We start from the raw sequence: 20,997 nt of genomic DNA on the forward strand, positions 1-20,997 counted from the left end.
GCCGGAAGTGAAGGAGATAAGGATGATTTGGATGCTCAGGTTTGTCTTGATGATGCTGGCGATGATTGGTCCGGCCACGCTTGCCGCCCAGGGAAGGTCATTGGGAGAACCGGCCCCGCCGGCGCCGCGCCTTCACGAAAAGACTGGTTGGCACGCGATGGAGGCTCGCAACGACAGCCGCGAGCGCGGCGCGGCCATGTATGTATCCAGGCACGACACGAGGCGCGATATGATGCGGGTGTCGCTGGAAGCGCAGACGAATTCCGTCTTCCTGCCGATCAGCTGGTATGATTTCCGGGCCGGGGAGGCGGATTACCTCGCACGCATTCACCGCTGGATCCTGGATCACGAGAAGGCCAGGGAGGAACATCGGGCGGAACTCCCGGATGACATGATGCTGTTCAGCTTCGGCCCGCGCATCCCGCGCGGCGCACTGGAAATGTGCAAGGAGGGACTCGGTTCGGGGGCAAGTATCGAGGATCTGTCCTACTGCATGGCAGAAACCGTTCTTGGCACGGCGGCCTTGAAATTTTCAGTGATGATGGACGTGCGCGCGATGGAAGAGAACATCACCAAGCCGCAGATCAAGGGTTTCAAGGAACTCGCCTTGTGGGATATGGCGGGCGACAGGCGCTTGACGATCCATGCCCTGGAGCGGGGCAAGACGTGCAGCAACGACGAGAGGCTCGAGCTATGCGTGCGTTGCACCCGCAATTTCACCGATCTCGTGCGCGGCGTGAAGGGCGTGACGGCCGAATGCGGTGAAAAGGATGACCTGATCAGCATCACGGCCATCGCGCCCTATGGTCCGTTTTTCGCGGCGGCGGCGAGGATGAAAGAGCCTCGTCTCGTCCTGGTCTTCCACAAGGGAGACAATGACACCTACAGCCTGCGCTACGCGCTTGACGGGCTTCACGAAAACCTGCTGTCCGAAAGCGTCGTGCACCCGGCCCGTTGACCTGCTGGCAGCCTGGAAGTTCCGACAGGGATTTGCCTAGGCCGCCCCGACACTGGACGGGCGGCGCCGTTTCAGGCGCTGCGCGTTTTATCGCGATGCCCAAGGGGCCCGGCCCTGCGCGCCTCTTGTCGTTTTTTGCTCAAGGACCGAGCCGGTAGTCCCTCCCCCTCGGCAGCCGGTCAAGCGCAGGCAAAAACCTGATCCCGCACCGCCAAAGAACATCTGCGGTGGTGCGGGCAAGAACCGGCAAAGAAAATTGCGCAAGCGGTCAGATTTCTTCTTCGTGTTCCAGAAGAACGACCAATGTTCTTTTCACATACCGCCTTCGCGGATCAGCCGCATTTGCTGTGGCCGCAGCTCATGCAGGTCATGCAGCCCTCGATCATGCGTAGGTCGTATTGTCCGCAGCTGGGGCAGGCCTTGCCGCGGTTGTTCTCCATGTTCACGACCTGTGCCTGTGGGTCGGATTTCAGGCCCATCCCTTCACCTTCCAGGAAACCGATGGCGATCATGTGCTGTTCCAGCACGCCCCCGATGGCCGCGAGGATCGAGGGAATGTACTTGCCATTTTGCCAAGCCCCGCCACGCGGGTCGAACACGGCCTTGAGTTCCTCGACCACGAAAGACACGTCGCCGCCACGCCGGAAAACGGCGCTGATCATCCGGGTTAACGCCACCGTCCAGGCGAAATGCTCCATGTTCTTCGAGTTGATGAAAACCTCGAACGGGCGGCGGTGGCCATTGATGACGATGTCGTTCACGGTCAGGTAGATCGCATGCTCGCTATCGGGCCATTTCAGCTTGTAGGTCGCACCTTCCAACGCCTTGGGGCGATCCAGCGGTTCGGACATGTAGATGACATCGGCCCCCTGATCCGCCTCGGGGCGCGTCTCGCTGTTTTCGCTGACGCTGAGCACGCTGCCCGTCACATCGTTGGGGCGATACGTGGTGCAACCCTTGCAGCCGGTTTCATAGGCTTGAAGGTAGACATCCTTGAAATCGTCGAAACCGATATCCTCGGGGCAGTTGATGGTCTTGGAGATCGAGCTGTCGACCCATTTCTGGGCCGCTGCCTGCATTTTGACGTGATCAAGCGGGGCCAAAGTCTGGGCATTGACGAAATAGTCGGGCAACGCGGCATCGCCGAACTTGTCGCGCCACATCTGCACGGCGTAATCCACCACCTCTTCCTCGGTGCGGCTGCCATCTTTTTGCAGCACCTTGCGTGTGTAGCTGTAGGCAAAAACCGGCTCGATACCGGAGCTTACATTGCCGGCATACAGGCTGATGGTTCCGGTGGGTGCGATCGAGGTCAGCAGCGCATTGCGAATACCATGCTCGGCAATCGCGGCGCGCACATCATCATCCATCTGCTGCATCGCGCCCGAGGCTAGGAATTTCTCGGCATCGAACAACGGGAACGGGCCTTTTTCCCTGGCCAGTTCCACGCTGGCCAGGTAGGCGGCGCGCGCCACGCGTTTCAGCCACGCCTCGCATTGCGCCGCAGCCTCGTCGCTGCCGTAGCGCAGGCCAACCATCAGCAACGCGTCCGCGAGACCCGTCACGCCCAGCCCGATCCGGCGCTTGGCCTGCGCCTCTTGTGCCTGGGCCTGCAGGGGAAAATTCGACGCATCGACCACGTTGTCCATCATCCGAACGGCGGTGGCGACCAGGTCATCCAGCGCTGCGGTATCGATATCGGCGCCATCCTCGAACGGGCGATCCACCAGCCGCGCCAGGTTGATCGACCCCAACAGGCACGCGCCATAGGGCGGCAGCGGTTGCTCGCCGCAGGGGTTTGTGGCCGCGATGGTTTCGCAATAGTTCAGGTTGTTGGCCTTGTTGATACGGTCGATGAAAATCACGCCCGGCTCAGCGTAATCATACGTCGCGCGCATGATCTTGTTCCAAAGGTCGCGCGCCTCGACCGTGTGATAAACCTTGCCACCAAAGGTCAGTTCCCAAGGGCCGTCGGCCTTGACGGCCTCCATGAAATCATCGGTCACCAGCACCGAAAGGTTGAACATGCGCAGCCGCGCGGCGTCGGACTTGGCGGTGATGAAATCCTCGATATCGGGGTGGTCGCAGCGCATCGTCGCCATCATCGCCCCCCGGCGGCTGCCCGCGCTCATGATGGTGCGGCACATCGCATCCCACACGTCCATGAACGACAATGGCCCGCTTGCATCCGCCGCCACGCCGTGAACCGCCGCGCCCTTGGGGCGGATTGTGCTGAAATCGTATCCGATCCCGCCGCCCTGCTGCATGGTCAACGCGGCCTCTTTCAGCATGTCGAAAATTCCGGCCATGCTGTCGGGAATTGTGCCCATCACGAAACAGTTGAACAGCGTCACGGTGCGTTCGGTGCCTGCACCGGCCGTGATCCGCCCCGCAGGAAGGTATTTGAAATCTTCCAGAGCGTGGAAAAAGCTGTCTTCCCACTTCGCAGGCTCGGCCTCGACCTCGGCGAGAGACCGCGCGATGCGCCGCCAGGTATCTTCAACGCTGCGGTCGATGGCGGTGCCGTCAGCCTCTTTGAAGCGGTATTTCATGTCCCAGATCTGTTCAGCGATCGGGGCGGCAAAACGGGTCATGGCGCGAATCCTCGTCGGGCGTTTCGATGGAAGGCACTCAGAATGCCTTATGGCGCCGGATTTCACAACAGGTTGAAGCCGGCCAAACAAAGGCTACCATATATGCCGCATATGTGGGGGATTCTGTGGACAAGCTGATGCATCTTGTAAAGCTGAGCGCCGGCACCGAAAGCGTCGACAGCCTGACCGCCTGGCAAGAGGCGTTTCGCAAGCGTTTCGACGACGGGCTGCCGCGCCATGTAACCCGGATGTGGCCCAAGCGCGAGGCCGAGATATTGAACGGCGGCTCGATCTACTGGGTGATCAAGGGGGCGATACAATGCCGCCAGCGCATCCTGGCGATGGACGAGGTTGACCACGGAGATGGTATTCGGCGGTGTGGCCTTGTGCTGGAACCCGGCCTGACCCGCACCACCCTGGCGCCCAAGCGCGCCTTCCAGGGCTGGCGCTACCTCAAGCCCGCCGACGCGCCGCCCGACCTGCCGGCGAACCGGCACTCCGAAGACGCGTTGCCGCCTGAACTGGCCGGCGCCTTGGCCGAGATTGGCGTGCTCTAGGGTTTCGGCCCTCGGCAGCGGGCCGAAACCCTCGTCGATACGGGAGATGGTGCCAGAGCGATTGCTTGGCCCTACCGGTCCTCCGCCGGCAAGAACCCGCCAGAAAAACCCTGAAATCCACGGCAATCGGCGCGGCAATCCGCCCATCGCGCAACCGTGACCGCCCGGCAGGGCGGCGGCTCTTGTATCCCACGTGCAAATCTTATGTCGGATTACACGGGCCAAGGCACGGCCCTAAAAGCAATCATGGCCCGCCCTGAACGGGCACAATCAACAAGAAAGGCAGGAACGATGCGTTATCGTATTTCCGCACTCACAGCAGCCGCAGCGCTGGCCGCCGCACCCGCTTTTGCCGGCAACCTGGACAGCGTCACCCCCGAAGCCGCCCCACAGCCGGTTCCGCAAATGTCACCCATGACACGCGACTGGACGGGCTACTACATGGGTGGCCAACTTGGATATGGCGATGTTGAAGCCAGCACCGGCCCCGAAGGAGATGGTCTCATCGGCGGCCTGGTCGCAGGCTATGATTACGATTTCGGTAACTGGGTGCTTGGCGGTGGCCTTGACTATGACTTTGCCGATATCGACCTTGGCGGCGCTGCAACACTGGAAAGCGTTGCACGGCTCAAGATGCGCGGCGGTTACAAGATCGGCGACGGTCTGGCCTATGCAACCGCTGGCCTTGCCCGCGCCGAAACCGACACGCTGGGCAACGACAACGGGTATTTCGTCGGCCTGGGCTACGAACACATGATCACCGACCAGTTTTCGCTGGGTGGCGAGGCGCTGTATCACGAGTTCGACGATTTCAACGGCTCTGGGGTCGACCTTGACGCCACTACCGTACAGCTGCGCGGCACCTTCCGCTTCTGATTGCGGACAGCCCGTGGCTTACCTCGGGGGCCATCGCGTGATTGCGCGGTGGCCCTTTTTCAATCGAGCGACAGCTGTTCCAGGAGCTTGGCCAGAACCGCGCGCGAGTCATCGCAAAGCACGGCACAGCGAGAACGGAACAGCGTTGCCTGGCTTTGCAGCACCAATCCATCTGAAAGCACCTTCAGGTGGTTGGCGCGCAACGTGTCCCCGCTTGACGTGATATCGGCCACCGCTTCGGCGGTTTCGAACTTCACAGTGCCCTCGGTCGCGCCCTGGCTGTCGACAAGCTGGTAATCGGCCACACCCTGGTCGCGCAGGAAATCGCGCACCAGCCGGTGATACTTGGTGGCGATGCGCAAGCGGAACCCGTGCTGCGCACGGAATGCAGACGCCACCGCATCCAGGTCGTCCAGCGTATCGACGTCAACCCATGCCGCCGGAACCGCGATCACCAGATCGGCATGGCCAAACCCCAGTTGGGCCAGCTCTTCGACCTTCTGTTCCCATCCGCCCAGTTTTTCGCGCACCAGGTCTGTGCCCGTCACGCCCAGGTGGATGCGCCCGGCAGACAGTTCGCGGGGAATCTCGCCCGCCGACAGCAACACCAGCTCGACCCCGTCGATACCATCGACAGCACCGGCATATTCGCGGTCCGATCCGGCCCGGCTTAACCTGACGCCCCGCGCGCCGAACCAGTCAAAGGTTTTTTCCATCAGCCGCCCCTTGGACGGCACACCCAGCTTGATGCTCATGCAGTGCCCTCCAGGTCGGCCAGCAGCCCGGGGCGGATCACACCGCCCACCGCCGGAATCTCCAGCCCCTGCCCCAGCACCCGCGTCAGCGCATCGTAGCGGCCGCCACTGGCAACCGGGGGCAGGTCAGGCCGCGCCTCGGCGTAAAAACCGAACACGAAGCCATCGTAATATTCCATCGTCGTGCGGCCATAACTCGCTTCGAAATCCAACCGTTCGACATCGACGCCACGATCCTGCAACGCGGCCATGCGCGCGGCCAACTGTTCGACGGCGGGGGCGATGGCAGGCATGTCCACCGCGATGTCTCGCAGCCTTTCCAACGCATAGGGCAGGGTTTCGCGCACAGACAGTATGGCATCGATCAGGGCAACCTCGGCCTCGGGGATCGGTGGGGCCTTGGCGTCTGCATGCAACGCGCTGATACGGGCGGCAATTTCGCGTCGGCTGCGCAACCCGATCATCGGCGCACAGTCGGCAAAGGGGTCGGGCGCCGCCAGCAAGGTCGCCCGCGCCGGCGGCACCGGCGTGCGCCCGGCAAAGCGATCGATCAGCGCTCGAAAGCGGCGGGGCCGCCATATGTGGCGCATCAGCGCGGCCTTGCGCCTTTCTGTGGTGTTCAGCGCGGAAACCGCCGCCGTCAGTATACCGATATCGCCCGTCGCTGCGCGCAACGGCGCCGCGCCCAACGCGTCGCGGATCAACGCGAACACCTCGGCATCGGCCGCTGCCAGGTTGGCGCCGTCGAAAACTTCGTACCCGACCTGCATGTATTCGTTGGCGCGCGCGGCGTCGTCTTCTTGCCGGCGGAACACGGGCCCGGCATAGGTATAGCGCGCCGGTGCCGCGCCATGCGCCATGTGCATCTGCACCACGGGAACGGTGAAATCCGGGCGCAGCATCTGTTCGCCCCGCAGCGCGTCGGATGTCACGTAGGCACGTCCGCGAATATCCTCGCCGTAAAGGTCAAGCAACGTGTCGGCCGGTTGCAGGATGGTACATTCGACGGGCTGCGCCCCCGCCTGCACGAATATCTCGCGCAGGCGCGCCGCCTGGCTTGTTTCGTATGCCAGCCGGGTCATGGCTTGTGCGCGTCCAGGATGTCGCGCACCTTGGCGACCAGTTGATCGCGCGGAACCTCGAACTGGCTGGGCCGGTCTTTCCATTCCTCCAGCGTCGCAGTTTCGGCGATCTTTGCGCCCAGGATCAAGTCCTTGATCTGCACGACACCCTTCGCCTTTTCGTCACCGCCCTCGATCACGGCGACGGGCGAATGTCGCCTGTCGGCATATTTCAACTGGTTGCCGAAATTCTTGGGGTTGCCCAGGTAAACCTCGGCCCGGATGCCGGCCTGGCGCAACTCGCCCACCATCGCCTGGTAATCGGCCATCCGGTCACGATCCATCACCGTTACCACGACCGGCCCTTCCTCACGGGCCTCGATCCGCCCCTTCTCGCGTAAAGCCGCCAAAAGGCGATCGACACCGATGGACACCCCCGTCGCCGGCACCGCCTGCCCGGTGAAACGTTTCACCAGATCATCGTAGCGCCCACCCCCGGCGACGCTGCCGAACTGCCGCTTGCGGCCCTTTTCGTCAAAGATTTCGAATGTCAGCTCTGCCTCGTAGACCGGGCCGGTGTAATAGCCGAGGCCACGGACCACGGAGGGGTCTACTCGGACTCGGTCAGCCCCGTAACCTTGTGCTCCGAGCAGTTCGAAGATTTCTCTAAGTTCTTCTACACCACTAAAACCAATCGAAGATGAACCAATGAGACGCTTCAAATGGTTAAAAACACGATTGTTCCAAATAGCCAAAGCCTCTGGATCGGAAGCGACTGGGTCATCTTTGAATTCGAACATCACAGAATGGCGGGCGTTATCAAGTTGACTTCCCCGGTCAGCATTACCCTCATCGCGTGCTTGTGAGGCTTCCAGAGATAACTCGTTCTGAACTACTTCGAAATAGTTAATGAATCCTAGGACTGGCTGCATTTGTGCTTCGCTTAGTCCAACACCGTCAATATAGGCTCCCGAGGCGTCGAGACGACCCTTGCCCAACAACTCACGAACGCCGGTTTCGCCGACCTTGTCGAATTTATCAATTGTGCGCAGAACGGCATCGCGCTGCGTATCGTCGCTCAACCCCATCGTCTCCAACACCCCGTTCAGCACCTTACGGTTATTGACCCGGATGATGTAGTCGCCGCGGGGAATGCCGACCTCTTCCAGCGTGTCGGCCAGCATCGCACAGATCTCGGCGTCGGCGGCCATGCTGGCCGTGCCCACCGTATCGGCATCGCATTGATAAAACTGGCGAAACCGCCCCGGCCCCGGCTTTTCATTGCGCCAGACCGGCCCCATCGCGTAACGGCGGTAAGGTGTTGGCAGATCGTTGCGGTGCTGGGCATAGACGCGGGCCAGCGGCGCGGTCAGGTCATAGCGCAGCGCCAGCCAGTCGCCCTCATCCTCTTGCCAGGCAAAGACCCCCTCGTTCGGGCGGTCGACATCGGGCAGGAACTTGCCCAGCGCCTCGACCGTTTCAACCGCGCTGCTTTCCAGTGCATCGAAGCCATAGCGATGATAGACCCCGGCGATCTTGCGCAGCATCTCGGAACGGGTCGTGACCTCGTGCCCGAAATAGTCGCGAAAGCCTTTGGGCGTTTCGGCCTTTGGGCGGGGGGCTTTTTTCTGCTTGGCCATCAGGGGTATCCTTGCGCGGCAAACTCGCGCTCGCGTCTAGCGCACCCCCTGTCCAAGGGCAAGCGATCCGCAGGGCACGCGGGCACCCTGCCCTTGCTCAGATCTCGTCGAACCGGCCGCCGCGGCCCTTGCCGCCGGCAAACCGCGCGGCACCCGCGCGCCCCTCGGCCCAGAAACTGCGGGCCGAGCGCCATTCAAGCCGCAAGCCCACCGCCAGTTCGGCCCCGGACATCCGCGCCGACAGGTGGTCGGCCCGCATGCATGCCTGCGGAAACCGTGTCAGGCTGCGCGCCAGGATCAACGCCTCTTCCAGCGCCTGGCCCGACCCCGTCACCCGGTCGGCCAGCCCCATCGCCTGTGCTTCGGTCGCGCCGACAGGCCGACCCGTCAGGATAAGATCGTTCGCGCGCCCTTGCCCCAGCAGGCGTGGCAACCGCACGGTGCCGCCGTCGATCAAGGGCACGCCCCAGCGTCGGCAGAAAACACCGAACACCGCGTCGGACGATACCACCCGCATGTCGCACCAGGCGGCCAGTTCCATGCCGCCCGCCACGGCGTGCCCATCGACCGCAGCAATCACGGGTTTCGACAGCATCAATCGCGATGGCCCCATCGGCGCCGGCAAGGGCTGGCTGGCCGGATCGGTCCAATCGTCGGGGATGTCCAACCCGGCCAGCCAGTCGTCGGCCAAGCCGCTGCCGGCCGATTTCAGATCGAACCCAGCGCAGAAACTGCCCCCGGCGCCAGACAGAACGGCAACATCGAGCGCATCGTTCGACTCGAAATCCAGGAAGGCCGAATAGAGCGCCTGTGCAGTATCGGGATCAACGGCATTGCGTTGTGCTGGCCGGTCGATCGTGACGATGGCAATGCGCTCCTGTAGTGTTGTCTTTACGGTCATCTGCCCCTCCCATTGGCGCTGTTGCCGTGATAGTTTCCGCCCTGTCGCATTCCCGCAAGAGGCTATCCATGACCGTTCTCGAAGAAAAGCTGGCGCATCTCATCCGCACTGTCGACGAGCTGTCGGACGTGGTCACCGCCCAACAGACCGAGATCGACCGACTGACCCGGCGCGTTGCCATGCTGATGGAACGCGAGGCCAATCGCGAAGCCGAAGGCACGGGTGGCATCGTTCTGGCGGACGAGCGGCCGCCGCATTACTGACAGGCGGTGTCAGTTGCCAGACTTGAGATCGGCCGCGACAACCGCACCGCCATGCACCAGCATAGTGGCCCATCGCGCATTTTCACCGAAACGTTCGTAAATGGTGACAAAGGCCGTATCGCGCTCCAGCCGCGAAATACGCGCACCGCAAGGCTTGTTGCGCCCGACGCCGCAGACCCTGCGCTTGATGCGTTCATATGCCTTGTCCGTGTCGCTGTAGGGCAGCGAGTCGGCCGGCGCGCCGTAGCGCAATTGCTCATGCATGCGGGGGCTGCCAAACATCGCCAACGCGGCAGTGAATTGGCGCGCGCAGCCGTCGGGAAAGCCCGTCATGTAAAAGGCGCGGGGGCCGGTGCCGCCCGGCGCGCTGTCGTAAAGCGTGTATTGCGCGCGGCGTTCTGGGTAGTCGGCCACTTTCTGGCCCATGTCCCGGCGCGGCATGTCGCAGACCCGTGCGACCGTGCCATAGGGCACCGCCGTTCCCGGCGACACGACCTGCGCATCGGGCGCGTCAGGGTCAATGCGGCCAGGCGCCGAGCCACCCTGACCATTCCGGGCGAACAAGCCGAACAGCCCGCGCGGGCGGTCATCGTCGGACGGCGCGCTTGGCGTCGCATCACCCGTATCTGGCTTGGCATTCTCGGCGGCATCTTCCGTGGCCGCGGGCCGACTTTCCCGGGTGGTGTCGTCGGCGGCGTCCCCGGCCGTGGCCCGGCCCGGCGCGGTTGTCTTGGGCTGGAACAGGCGCGCAAACAGGCCACCCGTTTTCTCGGCCTCGGCTTCGGATGCCGGCTCGGCCATTTCGACGGTGGGCGCCGCCTCGTTCAGCTCGACATCCGATAACCGCGTGACGCGCTCCATCGGATCGCTGCACCCGGCCAGGGCAAGGGCGGCCACGCCTGCGGCGATGACATGTCTCACGATGGTTCACTCCCCATTAATGGGGGTGATAGCAAATCCACCCATGCGCCGTCCAGCGACAGACGCGCGCAGCGCATATCAGACCTCTTGCACCTCAAGCACACCGGCAAGCGAGCGGATCGCCCCCTTTATTTGCGGGTTGACCGGATACTCGGCGCCGGTGTCGATCTCGACCTCGCCGGGCAGGTCGGGGCCCATCAGGCAAAAATGGATCGGCCCCTTGCCCGCACCACGCACCGTTTCGGCGGCCTTGGCCAAGACGTTGTCGACCTGCACGATGGCACCCGGATCGTCGATGAAAATTCGCAGGCCCGCCGCGCCCGCATCGGCAACGATCCCATCCATCGGCGCGACCGAACGCCCCATCGGGTCGAACTGCCCCTCGTTGAACCGGGCCTCAAGCGTCATGACCACCTGGTTGGTCTGTTCGAAAACCTTCCGCGTCGCTTCGAAATCGTCGCAGAACATGACCATGCCGGGCACCTGCCCCGTCGGATCGCTGATATTCATGCGGAAAAAGCGCGTGCCGCGGCCTGATTTCCGCTCTTGCAGGCCCGAAACCAGCACGCCGACCTTGCCGATCGCCGCGCCATCCTGCTCGGCCTTTTCGCGCAGGGCCTCGATCGTCATGACCCTCTTGCGCTTGAGGGCGGGCAGGTAATCGTCAAGCGGATGCCCCGACAGGTAAAAGCCGATGGCCTTGTGCTCCTCGGCCAGCCGCTCGACGGGCAGCCAGTCATCAACCGGCGAAAGTCGCGGCTCGGGCAGGTCGTCGCCCGCCTCACCGAACAGCGACACCTGGTTTGAATTCTTCTGCTCGTGAATCGCGGCGGAATAATTCACCAGCGCATCGAGGCTGTCGAACACCCGGCGGCGGTTCGCGTCGAGCTGATCGAAGGCGCCAGAGCGCGCAAGCATTTCCAGCGGTCTTTTGCCGATCTTCTTCAGATCAACGCGTCGCGCGAAATCGAACAGGGTAACGAAAGGCTTGTCATCCCGCGCCCCCGTGATCAGGCGCATCGCCTCAAGCCCCACGTTCTTGAGCGCGCCCAGCGCGTAAACCAGCCGCCCGTCCTGAACGTCGAAGGTTTCAAGGCTGCGATTGACGCAAGGCGGCACGATCTCGATATCCAGCCCCCGCCGCACCTCTTCGGCATAGATCGACAGCTTGTCTGTCAGGTGAATATCGCAGTTCATGACCCCGGCCATGAATTCAACAGGGTGATTGGCCTTGAGCCAAGCGGTCTGATAGCTGACCACCGCATAAGCGGCCGCGTGCGATTTGTTGAAACCGTAATTGGCGAATTTTTCCAGCAGGTCGAAAACCTCGGTCGCCTTTTTCTTGTCGACGCCGTTTTCGGCGGCACCGGATTCGAATTTCGGGCGCTCGGCGTCCATCGCCTCCTTGATCTTCTTACCCATGGCTCGGCGCAGCAGGTCGGCGCCACCAAGGCTGTAGCCCGCCATTTCCTGCGCGATCTGCATCACCTGTTCCTGGTAGACGATAATGCCCTGCGTTTCTTCCAGGATATGATCGATCAGCGGATGGATCGAGGCGCGTTCCTTGAGGCCGTTCTTGACCTCACAATAGGTCGGGATGTTCTCCATCGGGCCAGGGCGATAAAGCGCGACGAGCGCCACGATATCTTCGATGCAGTTCGGTTTCATGCGCCGCAGCGCATCCATCATGCCCGAACTTTCCACCTGGAACACCGCAACCGTCCTGGCACTGGCGTAAAGCTTGTAGGTCGCCTCGTCATCCAAAGGGATGGCGCCGATATCATCCACGGCACCTTCGGGCGGATCATACAATTGCGTGCCATCCGGCGCGATATGCAGGTGCCGCCCGCCCTTCTTGATCAGGTCGACGGCGTTCTGCACCACCGTCAGGGTTTTCAGGCCCAGAAAGTCGAACTTGACCAAACCGGCCTGCTCGACCCATTTCATATTGAACTGCGTGGCGGGCATGTCGGACCGCGGATCTTGATACAGCGGCACCAGCCGATCCAGCGGCCTGTCGCCAATCACCACCCCGGCGGCGTGGGTCGAGGCGTTGCGCAACAGTCCCTCGACCTGCATGCCGTAATTCAGCAGCCGGTCGACCACCTCTTCGTTGCGGGCTTCCTGACGCAGCCGCTCTTCCTGCTTTAGCGCCTCGGCGATCGACACGGGTTTGACCCCTTCAACGGGGATCAGCTTGGACAGCCGGTCAACCTGCCCGTAGGGCATCTGCAAAACTCGCCCGATATCGCGCACCGCCGCCTTGGACAAAAGCGCCCCGAAGGTGATGATCTGCCCCACCTTGTCGCGGCCGTATTTCTCTTGCACGTAGCGGATCACCTCTTCGCGCCGATCCATGCAAAAGTCGATGTCGAAGTCGGGCATGCTGACCCGTTCGGGGTTCAAAAAGCGTTCGAACAGCAGGCTGTAGCGCAGCGGGTCAAGGTCGGTGATCGTCAGCGCATAAGCCACAAGACTGCCCGCGCCGGACCCGCGACCGGGGCCCACCGGAATATCCTGCTCTTTCGCCCATTTGATGAAATCGGCCACGATCAGGAAGTAGCCGGGAAATCCCATGCCCTCGATAATACCCAGTTCGAAGTCCAGCCGCTTTTCGTATTCCTCGACCGGCGCAGCATGCGGGATGACCTTGAGCCGCGCCTCCAACCCCTCTTTCGCCTGGCGGCGCAGTTCCTCGACCTCGTCATCGGCGAATTTCGGCAGGATCGGATCGCGCCTTTCGGCCTTGTAGGCGCAGCGCCGCGCGATTTCGACGGTATTATCAAGCGCCTCGGGCAGGTCCGCGAACAGTGTCAGCATTTCCTGCTGCGACTTGAAATAATGCTGCGGCGTCAGGCGGCGGCGCGGCTCGGACTGGTCGACATAAGCGCCCTCGGCAATACAGATCAGCGCGTCATGGGCCTCGTACATTTCGGATTTCGGGAAATACACATCATTCGTGGCCACCAGCGGCAAATCCATCGCATAGGCCATTTCCACGAAACCACGCTCGGTTTTGACCTCGGCCTCCGGCAGCCCGCCTTCCTCGGGGTGGCGCTGCAATTCGACGTAAAGCCGGTCGCCATAGATCGCCGTCAGCCGCCCCATCAGCGCTTCGGCCCTGTCGCGCGCGCCTTCTTGCAGCAACATGCCCACCGGCCCGTTCGACCCACCCGACAGGCAAATCAACCCGTCCGCGAATTCCTCAAGCTGGTCCAGCGAAACCTGCGGCTCTTCGCCCCCCTTGCCCACGTAAAGGCAAGTGGACAGACGCATCAGGTTTTCATACCCGGTTTCGTTCTGCGCCAGCAAAACCACTGGCGCGGGCGCCTTGGGCCGTTGGCCGGGCTGCGCGGCATCATAAGTCACGTCGACCTGGCACCCCACGATGGGCTGAATTCCGGCGTCACTGGCGGTTACCGAAAACTCCAGCGCGCAGAACATCGAGTTGGTGTCGGTCACGGCCACGGCGGGCATGGCCATGTCTTCGCACAGGCCGGGCAGCTTTTTCAGCCGCACGGCACCTTCCAGCAACGAATACTCGGTATGGACGCGCAGGTGGATGAATCGGGGATTTGTCATAGGCGCACGATATGCCGCGACGACGCGACGGGAAAGCCCCATCGCTGCCGTGGGCGAGGCATCCGGTCACGGGGTCGGATGACGGCTGGCTATTTCCGACTATTTTTATCAACATAAACCCGCCAACCTGCAAGGAGACCCCGATGAAAACCCTACTTGTCACCTCTTGCGTCGCATTGATGGCCTTGGCTGGTGCGGCCCATGCCTCGGATGACAGCGCACAGCCGGGCACGGTGCTGCTGAACGACGGCCCGCTGACATACGAGATGTTCGAAACCGCCATAGACCATGTCGACCTGGCCACCTGCCCGGCCGAGTTCGACCCCGACATGCTGTTCTGCCGCATGACCCTGAGTGCTGATTCCGCGCATGTCTTCGTTTTTTCCTATGATGGCGCGCAACCCCTGCATGCCATCAAAAGCTATACGCTTGACGAAGATTTCCTGCCCTTCTGATCGCTGAATCGGCCTCTGCGTGCCGCGCGGGGGCCGTTTTTGCTTGCCAAACGCATCCTGCCTTGCCTAGCCTCGTTTCCACAACAGGGATAACCGCGCGCTTTCTACGCCGCATCGAGGGCGCGCAGCCGGGAAACCCGGTCATTTTGGTAAGGCGGCAGGCTGAACCCCATGGATATCACCTTTCTTCTCAACGGAGAGAGAGTGGAGTTGCGCGACATCAATCCGTTGATGACCGCGCTTGACTGGCTACGCGACCACCGCGGCCTGACCGCCACCAAGGAAGGATGCAACGAGGGCGACTGCGGCGCCTGCACCGTGATGGTGACAGACGAACGCGGCGCCCGTGCGTTGAACGCCTGCATCCTTTTCCTGCCACAACTGCACGGCAAGGCCCTGCGCACGGTTGAGGGAATCACCGCGCCCGATGGCAGCCTGCACCCCGTGCAACAGGCGATGGTCGATCATCACGGCAGCCAATGCGGGTTCTGTACGCCGGGTTTCATCGCCTCGATGGCCGCCGCGCACCTGAACGGCGACGGCGACCATGAAACAGCGCTGGCTGGCAACCTGTGCCGTTGCACCGGCTACGCCCCCATCCTGCGCGCCGCCCGCGCGGCCCGATCGGCGCCGGTGCCCGACCATGTGAAAGACGACCCCGATTTGATCTCTTCGGACATGTCCGCAGGGGGCGGCAACCAGGATGACGACGGCCAGCCGGCCCCGCGGCAACGTTGGCAGCCTGAAACGGCCGATGCGCTTGCGCAGGTTTACGCAGCCCACCCCGATGCAACCTTGGTGGCCGGGGCAACGGATGTGGGCCTGTGGGTGACCAAGCAACTGCGCCAGCCTGACCCGGTGATCTTCCTCAACCGTTGCGCCGACCTGCAACAGGTCGAAATCGACGCCGACAAGATCCGCATCGGTGCAGGCGTCACGATGGACCGGGTGCTGACGCTGATGGAGGCACATCACCCCTCTTACGCTGCGATGACCCGGCGCTATGGCTCGGCGCAGGTGCGCGCGGCCGCAACGATCGGCGGCAATATCGCGAATGGCTCGCCCATCGGCGACAACCCGCCCGCGCTGATCGCACTGGGCGCACGGCTGCACCTGCGCCATGGCGACACGCGCCGCGACATCGCGCTTGAAGACTTCTTTATCGACTACGGGAAGCAGGACCGATCAAAGGGCGAATTCGTCGAGGCAGTCACCCTGCCCGCCGACGCCCCCGTTTTCCGGTGCTACAAGATTTCGAAACGGTTCGACCAAGACATTTCCGCCCTTCTGGGAGCCTTCAATATCATCCCCCGCGACGGCACCATCGCATCGGCACGAATCGCCTTTGGCGGCATGGCAGGCGTTCCCAAACGCGCCACCAATGCGGAACAGGCCCTGGCGGGCCAGCCCTGGACGCTGGACAGCATCCGGGCCGCACAAGCGGCAATGGCCGACGATTTCACGCCACTCTCTGACATGCGCGCCAGTGCCGCCTATCGCCTGCGCGTGGCCCAGAACCTGTTGGAGCGTTATTTCCAAGATATTGCGGGCACCCGCACCGACCTGCGCGAGGTGCAGCCATGAGCACCGGGAAACCCCTGCCACACGACTCGGCCCCGCTGCATGTCACCGGCCAGGCGCGCTATGTCGATGACCTGCCCACGCCGCGCAACACGCTTCATCTGTGTTTCGGCCTGTCGAGCATCGCACGCGGCCGCATTACCACGATGGACCTCGCCGCCGTGCGCACGGCCCCCGGCGTGGTGACGGTGCTGACAGCAGATGACCTGCCCTTTGCCAATGACGTGTCCCCATCCATCCACGACGAACCGCTGCTCAGCGATGGCAGCGTGCATTACGTGGGCCAACCCCTGTTCCTCGTGGTGGCCCACAGCCACCTGGACGCCCGCCGGGCCGCGCGCGCCGCACGGATCGAGTATGCAGAAGAAACGCCCATCCTGACGGTCGAAGATGCGTTGGCCGCCAAAAGCTATTTCGAGGGTGGCCCGGTTACCTGGGCGCGTGGCGATGTCGATGCCGCGCTGGCCTCCGCGTCACACTCCGTCGAAGGGCGGGTCGAGATGGGCGGGCAGGAACATTTCTACCTTGAAGGTCAAGCCGCCCTGGCGCTTCCGGGTGAGGATGGCGACATGGTCGTGCACAGCTCGACCCAGCACCCGACCGAGATCCAGCACAAGGTGGCCGAGGCGCTCGGCGTGTCCATGCACAACGTGCGGGTGGAAACCCGGCGCATGGGCGGGGGGTTCGGCGGCAAGGAAAGCCAGGGCAACGCGCTGGCCGTGGCCTGCGCGGTGGCCGCACGTGCGACAGGTCGAGCGTGCAAGATGCGCTACGACCGCGACGATGACATGATGATCACCGGCAAGCGGCATGATTTCCGTATCGAGTACCGTGCCGGGTTCGATGACACGGGCCGGCTGACCGGGGTCGAGTTTCGCCATTACACCCGCGCGGGCTGGGCGCAGGATCTGACCCTGCCAGTGGCCGACCGGGCGATGTTGCATGCCGATAACGCCTATTTCCTGCCCGCCGCCCGGATCGAAAGCCACCGGCTGCGCACCAACACACAAAGCGCCACGGCCTTTCGCGGCTTTGGCGGACCTCAAGGCATGGTGGGGATCGAGCGGGTGATGGATCATATCGCCCATGTGCTGGGCCGTGACCCGTTGTCGGTGCGGCAGGTCAACTACTACGACGCCGCGCGGCCCACAGGCCCGGGCACCGGCCGGCGGTTCAGCGCGGACCATTCCCCCAGCCCGGCCAAGGCGCGCTCAGCCACGCCCTACGGCATGGAGGTGACCGATTTCATCCTGCACGAGATGACCGAGGCGCTGGCCAGCCGCGCCGATTACGCGGCGCGGCGCCAGGCTGTGGCCGATTGGAATGCCGCGAACGAAACGATAAAGCGCGGGATCGCGTTGACCCCGGTCAAATTCGGCATCTCGTTCACGCTGACACATCTCAACCAGGCCGGTGCGTTGGTGCATGTGTACCAGGATGGCTCGATTCACTTGAACCATGGCGGCACCGAGATGGGCCAGGGCCTGAACCAGAAGGTGGCCCAAGTGGCGGCGCATGCGTTCGGCGTGAACCTCGATACCGTGCGCATCACCGCGACCGACACCCAGAAAGTGCCCAACACCTCGGCCACCGCCGCCTCCAGCGGGTCGGACCTGAACGGGATGGCCGTTCAGAACGCCTGCGAAAAAATCAAGGCCCGGATCGCCGAGCACCTGGCCGCGACCCACCAGGCGACCCCCGAAAGCGTGCGGTTCACCCAGGGAAGGGTGCATGTCGGCCAAGCGGATATGAGCTTTGCCGAAGCGGCGCAAAGCGCCTATTTCGGGCGCGTCAGCCTGTCGGCCACGGGGTTCTACAAAACACCCGACATCACCTGGGATCGCGCCCGCGGCCAGGGGCGGCCGTTTTTCTATTTCGCTCATGGCGCCGCGGTAACCGAAGTGGCCGTGGACACGCTCACCGGCGAAAACCGCATCCTGCGCACCGATATCCTGCATGATGCGGGCGCCAGCCTGAACCCGGCGCTGGATATCGGCCAGATCGAAGGCGGTTACGTGCAGGGCGCGGGCTGGCTGACGATGGAGGAACTGGTCTGGGACGACGCGGGCCGGCTGCGCACCCATGCGCCATCAACCTACAAGATACCCGCCACGTCGGACACGCCGCCGGTGTTCAATGTCGAACTCTGGGACCAGCCTAACCCGGCGGCCACGATCTATCGGTCAAAAGCGGTGGGTGAGCCACCTTTCATGTTGGGTATCTCGGCGCTGATGGCGCTGTCGGACGCGGTGGCAGCCTGTGGGCCGGCCTATCCCGCGCTGGATGCCCCCGCCACACCCGAACGGCTGTTGGCTGCCATCGAACGGGTGCGCCGGTGAGCCTCGATCTCGCCACCTTGCGCGCCGCTGTGGCAGACCACGGCATGGTAGCGCGCGTGGTAATTGCGCGGGTCGCAGGGTCGTCGCCACGCGAGGTTGGCGCCGCGATGCTGATCTGGGAAAGCGGGCAATCGGGCACGATAGGTGGCGGCGCGCTGGAATTTCAGGCCGCGCAGGCGGCGCGCAAGGCGCTGCGCACCGGCGAGGGCTGGCTACGCCGACACGCTTTAGGGCCGGACCTGGGCCAGTGCTGCGGCGGGGCGGTGGTGGTGCTGTGCGACCTGTTCGACGCGGCGCGGCTGGAAGCGTTCGAAGGCGGGCAATCTGCGTCGCCCGAGCATTTGGCAGGCAAGATAACGGATGGCGTTTTCGCACGCGCAAGTGACGGCGGCACCGACATGCCGCTATCGGTGGCCCGCGTGCTGGACCGCGCCCGGGCGCGCGGCGAGCGGCCCGTACCGCAATTGCTGGACGGCTGGATGATCGAGCCGGTCCTGCGCCCAACTGTGCCGGTCTGGATCTGGGGTGCAGGCCATGTCGGGCGGGCCATCGTCGACGTGCTGGCCCCCCTGCCCGAACTGGACATCGTGTGGATCGATACCGATATCGCGCGGTTTCCCGGTGAAACGTCGCCGGGCGTTGAGATCGTACCCGTGCCTGACCCCGCGCTGCTGATGCCCCACGCGCCCGGCAACGCGCATCACCTTGTCCTGACCTACAGCCACGCGCTGGACCTTTCGCTTTGCGATGCAGCCCTGCGGCGGGGCTTTGCCAGCGCGGGGGTCATCGGGTCGGCCACGAAACGGGCACGGTTTCGGCGGCGCCTTGGTGAGATGGGCCACGGGCCTGCGCAAATCGCGCGCATCGCCTGCCCCATCGGCGATCCGGCCCTTGGCAAACACCCCCAGGCCATTGCCATCGGGGTGGCAGCGGGGATAGTTGAACAAACGCGGCGGCATGATCGCGACAGGGAAAGGACAACGGGGTGACGGATACGCTTTTGACAATCGAGGGGCTGACAAAGGCCTATCCCGGTGTCGTGGCCAATGATGATGTCTCGTTCACCATCGCCGAGGGCGAGGTACATGCCCTGCTCGGCGAAAATGGCGCGGGCAAATCTACCCTGGTCAAGATGATCTACGGGCTGGTCAAACCTGACAGCGGCCGCATGACGCTGCGTGGCACCGCCTTTGCCCCGAACGAACCACGCGCGGCACGAGCGGCCGGCGTGGCGATGGTATTTCAGCACTTTTCGCTGTTCAACGCGTTGAACGTGGCCGAAAACGTGGCCTTGGGCATGGAAAACCCGCCCGCCATGCGCGACTTGGCCGCCCGGATCCGCGAGGTCAGCGAAACCTACGGGCTGCCGCTCGATCCGTATCGCACCGTGGGCGAACTGAGCGCCGGTGAACGGCAGCGGGTCGAGATCATCCGATGCCTGTTGCAAGACCCGCGCTTGCTGATCATGGACGAACCCACCAGCGTTCTGACACCGCAAGAGGTTGATATCCTGTTCGAGACGCTGCGCAAGCTGACCGGCGAGGGCGTGGCGATCCTGTATATCAGTCACAAGCTGGAAGAGATACGCGCCCTGTGCGACCAGGCCACCATTTTGCGTCATGGGCGCAACGTGGGCACCTGCGTGCCGTCGCAGACGACCGCGCGCGAAATGGCCGAAATGATGGTGGGCAGCGCCTTTCAACCGCCCGAACGCGCCGCGCGCGCCTTGGGCGACGTGGCGCTGGAAATCACTTCGCTGTCAGCCAAAAGCCCATCGGAATTCGGAACATCCCTGAAAGATATCAGCCTGACGGTGCGTGCCGGTGAAATCCTCGGGCTGGGCGGGGTCGCGGGCAACGGGCAGGACGAGTTGCTTGCCGCGCTGTCGGGCGAGTTGCGCAGCGCGGCCGGCACCATACAGCTTAAGGGAAAGCCGGTGGGCCGGCTGGGGCCGGGGGCACGGCGACGGCTGGGCTTGCTGACTGCGCCAGAGGAAAGGCTCGGCCATGCCGCCGCCCCCGAGATGAGCCTGACGGAAAATGCGATCCTGACAGCCGCCCAACGCGAAGGCTTGGTGCGGAACGGGTTTCTCAACTGGAACAAGGCGCGTGGTTTTGCCGAGGCGATCATCGAGCGGTTCGATGTGCGCACCCCAGGCCCCGCCACCGTCGCGCGGGCGCTATCGGGTGGCAACTTGCAGAAATTCGTAATCGGGCGCGAGGTCATGCAGCGACCCGAGGTGCTGGTGGTCAACCAGCCCACCTGGGGCGTCGATGCCAGCGCCGCCGCCGCCATCCGGCAAGCGTTGCTGGATCTGGCAGCCAACGGCGCGGCCGTGCTTGTCATCAGTCAAGACCTTGATGAACTTATGGAAATCAGCGACCGCTTCGGCGCGCTGAACGAAGGCCGGCTGAGCGACATTCGCCCCACACGGAGGCTGAGCGTCGAGGAGATCGGGCTTATGATGGGCGGGGCCCACGGAATGGAGGTGGCGCATGTGTAAATATCCGCACG

Annotated in this window: 16 protein-coding genes; 9 read left to right on the top strand and 7 right to left on the bottom strand. The window is 63.4% G+C overall.

The features are described from left to right. The first annotated feature begins 22 nt into the window (after positions 1–22). A complete protein-coding gene (locus tag M8744_RS15915) occupies positions 23–958 on the top strand; it encodes a hypothetical protein (RefSeq protein ID WP_251419602.1) in 936 nt (311 codons plus the stop codon). Positions 959–1,290: 332 nt separating this feature from the next. Here M8744_RS15915 and M8744_RS15920 read toward each other — a convergent pair whose 3' ends face one another. Then, positions 1,291–3,552 carry an adenosylcobalamin-dependent ribonucleoside-diphosphate reductase gene (locus M8744_RS15920; protein ID WP_251419603.1) on the bottom strand — a complete coding sequence of 754 codons (2,262 nt, stop codon included), beginning with the start codon at positions 3,550–3,552 and terminating at the stop codon, positions 1,291–1,293. Positions 3,553–3,677: 125 nt separating this feature from the next. Here M8744_RS15920 and M8744_RS15925 point away from each other — a divergent pair, with 125 nt between their 5' ends. Beyond that, entirely contained in the window at positions 3,678–4,109 is a 432-nt protein-coding gene (locus M8744_RS15925) for a DUF1489 family protein (RefSeq protein ID WP_251419605.1), read from the top strand. Positions 4,110–4,400: 291 nt separating this feature from the next. Further along, positions 4,401–4,985 carry an outer membrane protein gene (locus M8744_RS15930; RefSeq protein ID WP_251419607.1) on the top strand — a complete coding sequence of 195 codons (585 nt, stop codon included), beginning with the start codon at positions 4,401–4,403 and terminating at the stop codon, positions 4,983–4,985. A gap of 59 nt (positions 4,986–5,044) precedes the next feature. Here the strand turns inward: M8744_RS15930 and hisG are convergent, their stop codons facing one another. From hisG to M8744_RS15950, 4 genes are all read right to left on the bottom strand, one after another. Next, positions 5,045–5,740 carry an ATP phosphoribosyltransferase gene (hisG, locus tag M8744_RS15935; protein WP_251419610.1) on the bottom strand — a complete coding sequence of 232 codons (696 nt, stop codon included), beginning with the start codon at positions 5,738–5,740 and terminating at the stop codon, positions 5,045–5,047. After that, positions 5,737–6,822, bottom strand: coding sequence for an ATP phosphoribosyltransferase regulatory subunit (locus M8744_RS15940; protein WP_251419612.1), 1,086 nt, complete (start codon positions 6,820–6,822; stop codon positions 5,737–5,739). The genes hisG and M8744_RS15940 overlap by 4 nt, the downstream gene beginning before the upstream one ends. Continuing rightward, complete coding sequence (gene hisS / locus M8744_RS15945) at positions 6,819–8,441, bottom strand: histidine--tRNA ligase (protein ID WP_251419614.1); 1,623 nt, start codon at positions 8,439–8,441, stop codon at positions 6,819–6,821. The genes M8744_RS15940 and hisS overlap by 4 nt, the downstream gene beginning before the upstream one ends. A gap of 97 nt (positions 8,442–8,538) precedes the next feature. Beyond that, positions 8,539–9,342, bottom strand: a complete 804-nt coding sequence (locus tag M8744_RS15950) for a crotonase/enoyl-CoA hydratase family protein (RefSeq protein ID WP_251419616.1) — start codon at positions 9,340–9,342, stop codon at positions 8,539–8,541. A 68-nt stretch (positions 9,343–9,410) separates the two neighbouring features. On the opposite strand from M8744_RS15950, the gene M8744_RS15955 reads away from it, so the two are divergent. Next, entirely contained in the window at positions 9,411–9,605 is a 195-nt protein-coding gene (locus M8744_RS15955; RefSeq protein WP_251419618.1) for a SlyX family protein, read from the top strand. A gap of 9 nt (positions 9,606–9,614) precedes the next feature. Here the strand turns inward: M8744_RS15955 and M8744_RS15960 are convergent, their stop codons facing one another. Continuing rightward, entirely contained in the window at positions 9,615–10,526 is a 912-nt protein-coding gene (locus tag M8744_RS15960; RefSeq protein ID WP_251419620.1) for a hypothetical protein, read from the bottom strand. Positions 10,527–10,604: 78 nt separating this feature from the next. Then, positions 10,605–14,108: a DNA polymerase III subunit alpha gene (gene dnaE, locus M8744_RS15965; RefSeq protein WP_251419622.1), complete on the bottom strand. Its 3,504-nt coding sequence runs from the start codon at positions 14,106–14,108 to the stop codon at positions 10,605–10,607. 143 nt (positions 14,109–14,251) lie between these two features. Here dnaE and M8744_RS15970 point away from each other — a divergent pair, with 143 nt between their 5' ends. From M8744_RS15970 to M8744_RS15990, 5 genes are all read left to right on the top strand, one after another. Next, positions 14,252–14,563, top strand: a complete 312-nt coding sequence (locus M8744_RS15970; protein WP_251419624.1) for a hypothetical protein — start codon at positions 14,252–14,254, stop codon at positions 14,561–14,563. Between the two features lie 171 nt (positions 14,564–14,734). Next, positions 14,735–16,147 carry a xanthine dehydrogenase small subunit gene (gene xdhA / locus M8744_RS15975; protein ID WP_251419626.1) on the top strand — a complete coding sequence of 471 codons (1,413 nt, stop codon included), beginning with the start codon at positions 14,735–14,737 and terminating at the stop codon, positions 16,145–16,147. Further along, the gene (gene xdhB, locus M8744_RS15980) at positions 16,144–18,483 is read left to right on the top strand and encodes a xanthine dehydrogenase molybdopterin binding subunit (protein WP_251419628.1); all 2,340 of its coding nucleotides are present in this window, start codon (positions 16,144–16,146) and stop codon (positions 18,481–18,483) included. Before xdhA ends, xdhB begins: the two co-directional genes overlap by 4 nt. Next, positions 18,480–19,472, top strand: a complete 993-nt coding sequence (gene xdhC / locus M8744_RS15985; RefSeq protein ID WP_251419630.1) for a xanthine dehydrogenase accessory protein XdhC — start codon at positions 18,480–18,482, stop codon at positions 19,470–19,472. The genes xdhB and xdhC overlap by 4 nt, the downstream gene beginning before the upstream one ends. Then, positions 19,469–20,986, top strand: a complete 1,518-nt coding sequence (locus M8744_RS15990; RefSeq protein ID WP_251419632.1) for an ABC transporter ATP-binding protein — start codon at positions 19,469–19,471, stop codon at positions 20,984–20,986. The genes xdhC and M8744_RS15990 overlap by 4 nt, the downstream gene beginning before the upstream one ends. Positions 20,987–20,997 lie beyond the last annotated feature (11 nt).

This window comes from Lutimaribacter degradans, from assembly GCF_023703375.1.
Taxonomy (GTDB): domain Bacteria; phylum Pseudomonadota; class Alphaproteobacteria; order Rhodobacterales; family Rhodobacteraceae; genus Lutimaribacter; species Lutimaribacter degradans.

Bases quoted from the DNA above. Each gene is read 5' to 3' on its own strand.
- hisG (WP_251419610.1), bottom strand. From the start codon at position 5,740: ATGAGCATCAAGCTGGGTGTGCCGTCCAAGGGGCGGCTGATGGAAAAA.
- M8744_RS15920 (WP_251419603.1), bottom strand. From the start codon at position 3,552: ATGACCCGTTTTGCCGCCCCGATCGCTGAACAGATCTGGGACATGAAA.
- xdhA (WP_251419626.1), top strand. From the start codon at position 14,735: ATGGATATCACCTTTCTTCTCAACGGAGAGAGAGTGGAGTTGCGCGAC.
- M8744_RS15955 (WP_251419618.1), top strand. From the start codon at position 9,411: ATGACCGTTCTCGAAGAAAAGCTGGCGCATCTCATCCGCACTGTCGAC.
- M8744_RS15930 (WP_251419607.1), top strand. From the start codon at position 4,401: ATGCGTTATCGTATTTCCGCACTCACAGCAGCCGCAGCGCTGGCCGCC.
- M8744_RS15950 (WP_251419616.1), bottom strand. From the start codon at position 9,342: ATGACCGTAAAGACAACACTACAGGAGCGCATTGCCATCGTCACGATC.
- M8744_RS15940 (WP_251419612.1), bottom strand. From the start codon at position 6,822: ATGACCCGGCTGGCATACGAAACAAGCCAGGCGGCGCGCCTGCGCGAG.
- M8744_RS15970 (WP_251419624.1), top strand. From the start codon at position 14,252: ATGAAAACCCTACTTGTCACCTCTTGCGTCGCATTGATGGCCTTGGCT.
- dnaE (WP_251419622.1), bottom strand. From the start codon at position 14,108: ATGACAAATCCCCGATTCATCCACCTGCGCGTCCATACCGAGTATTCG.
- M8744_RS15915 (WP_251419602.1), top strand. From the start codon at position 23: ATGATTTGGATGCTCAGGTTTGTCTTGATGATGCTGGCGATGATTGGT.
- hisS (WP_251419614.1), bottom strand. From the start codon at position 8,441: ATGGCCAAGCAGAAAAAAGCCCCCCGCCCAAAGGCCGAAACGCCCAAA.
- xdhB (WP_251419628.1), top strand. From the start codon at position 16,144: ATGAGCACCGGGAAACCCCTGCCACACGACTCGGCCCCGCTGCATGTC.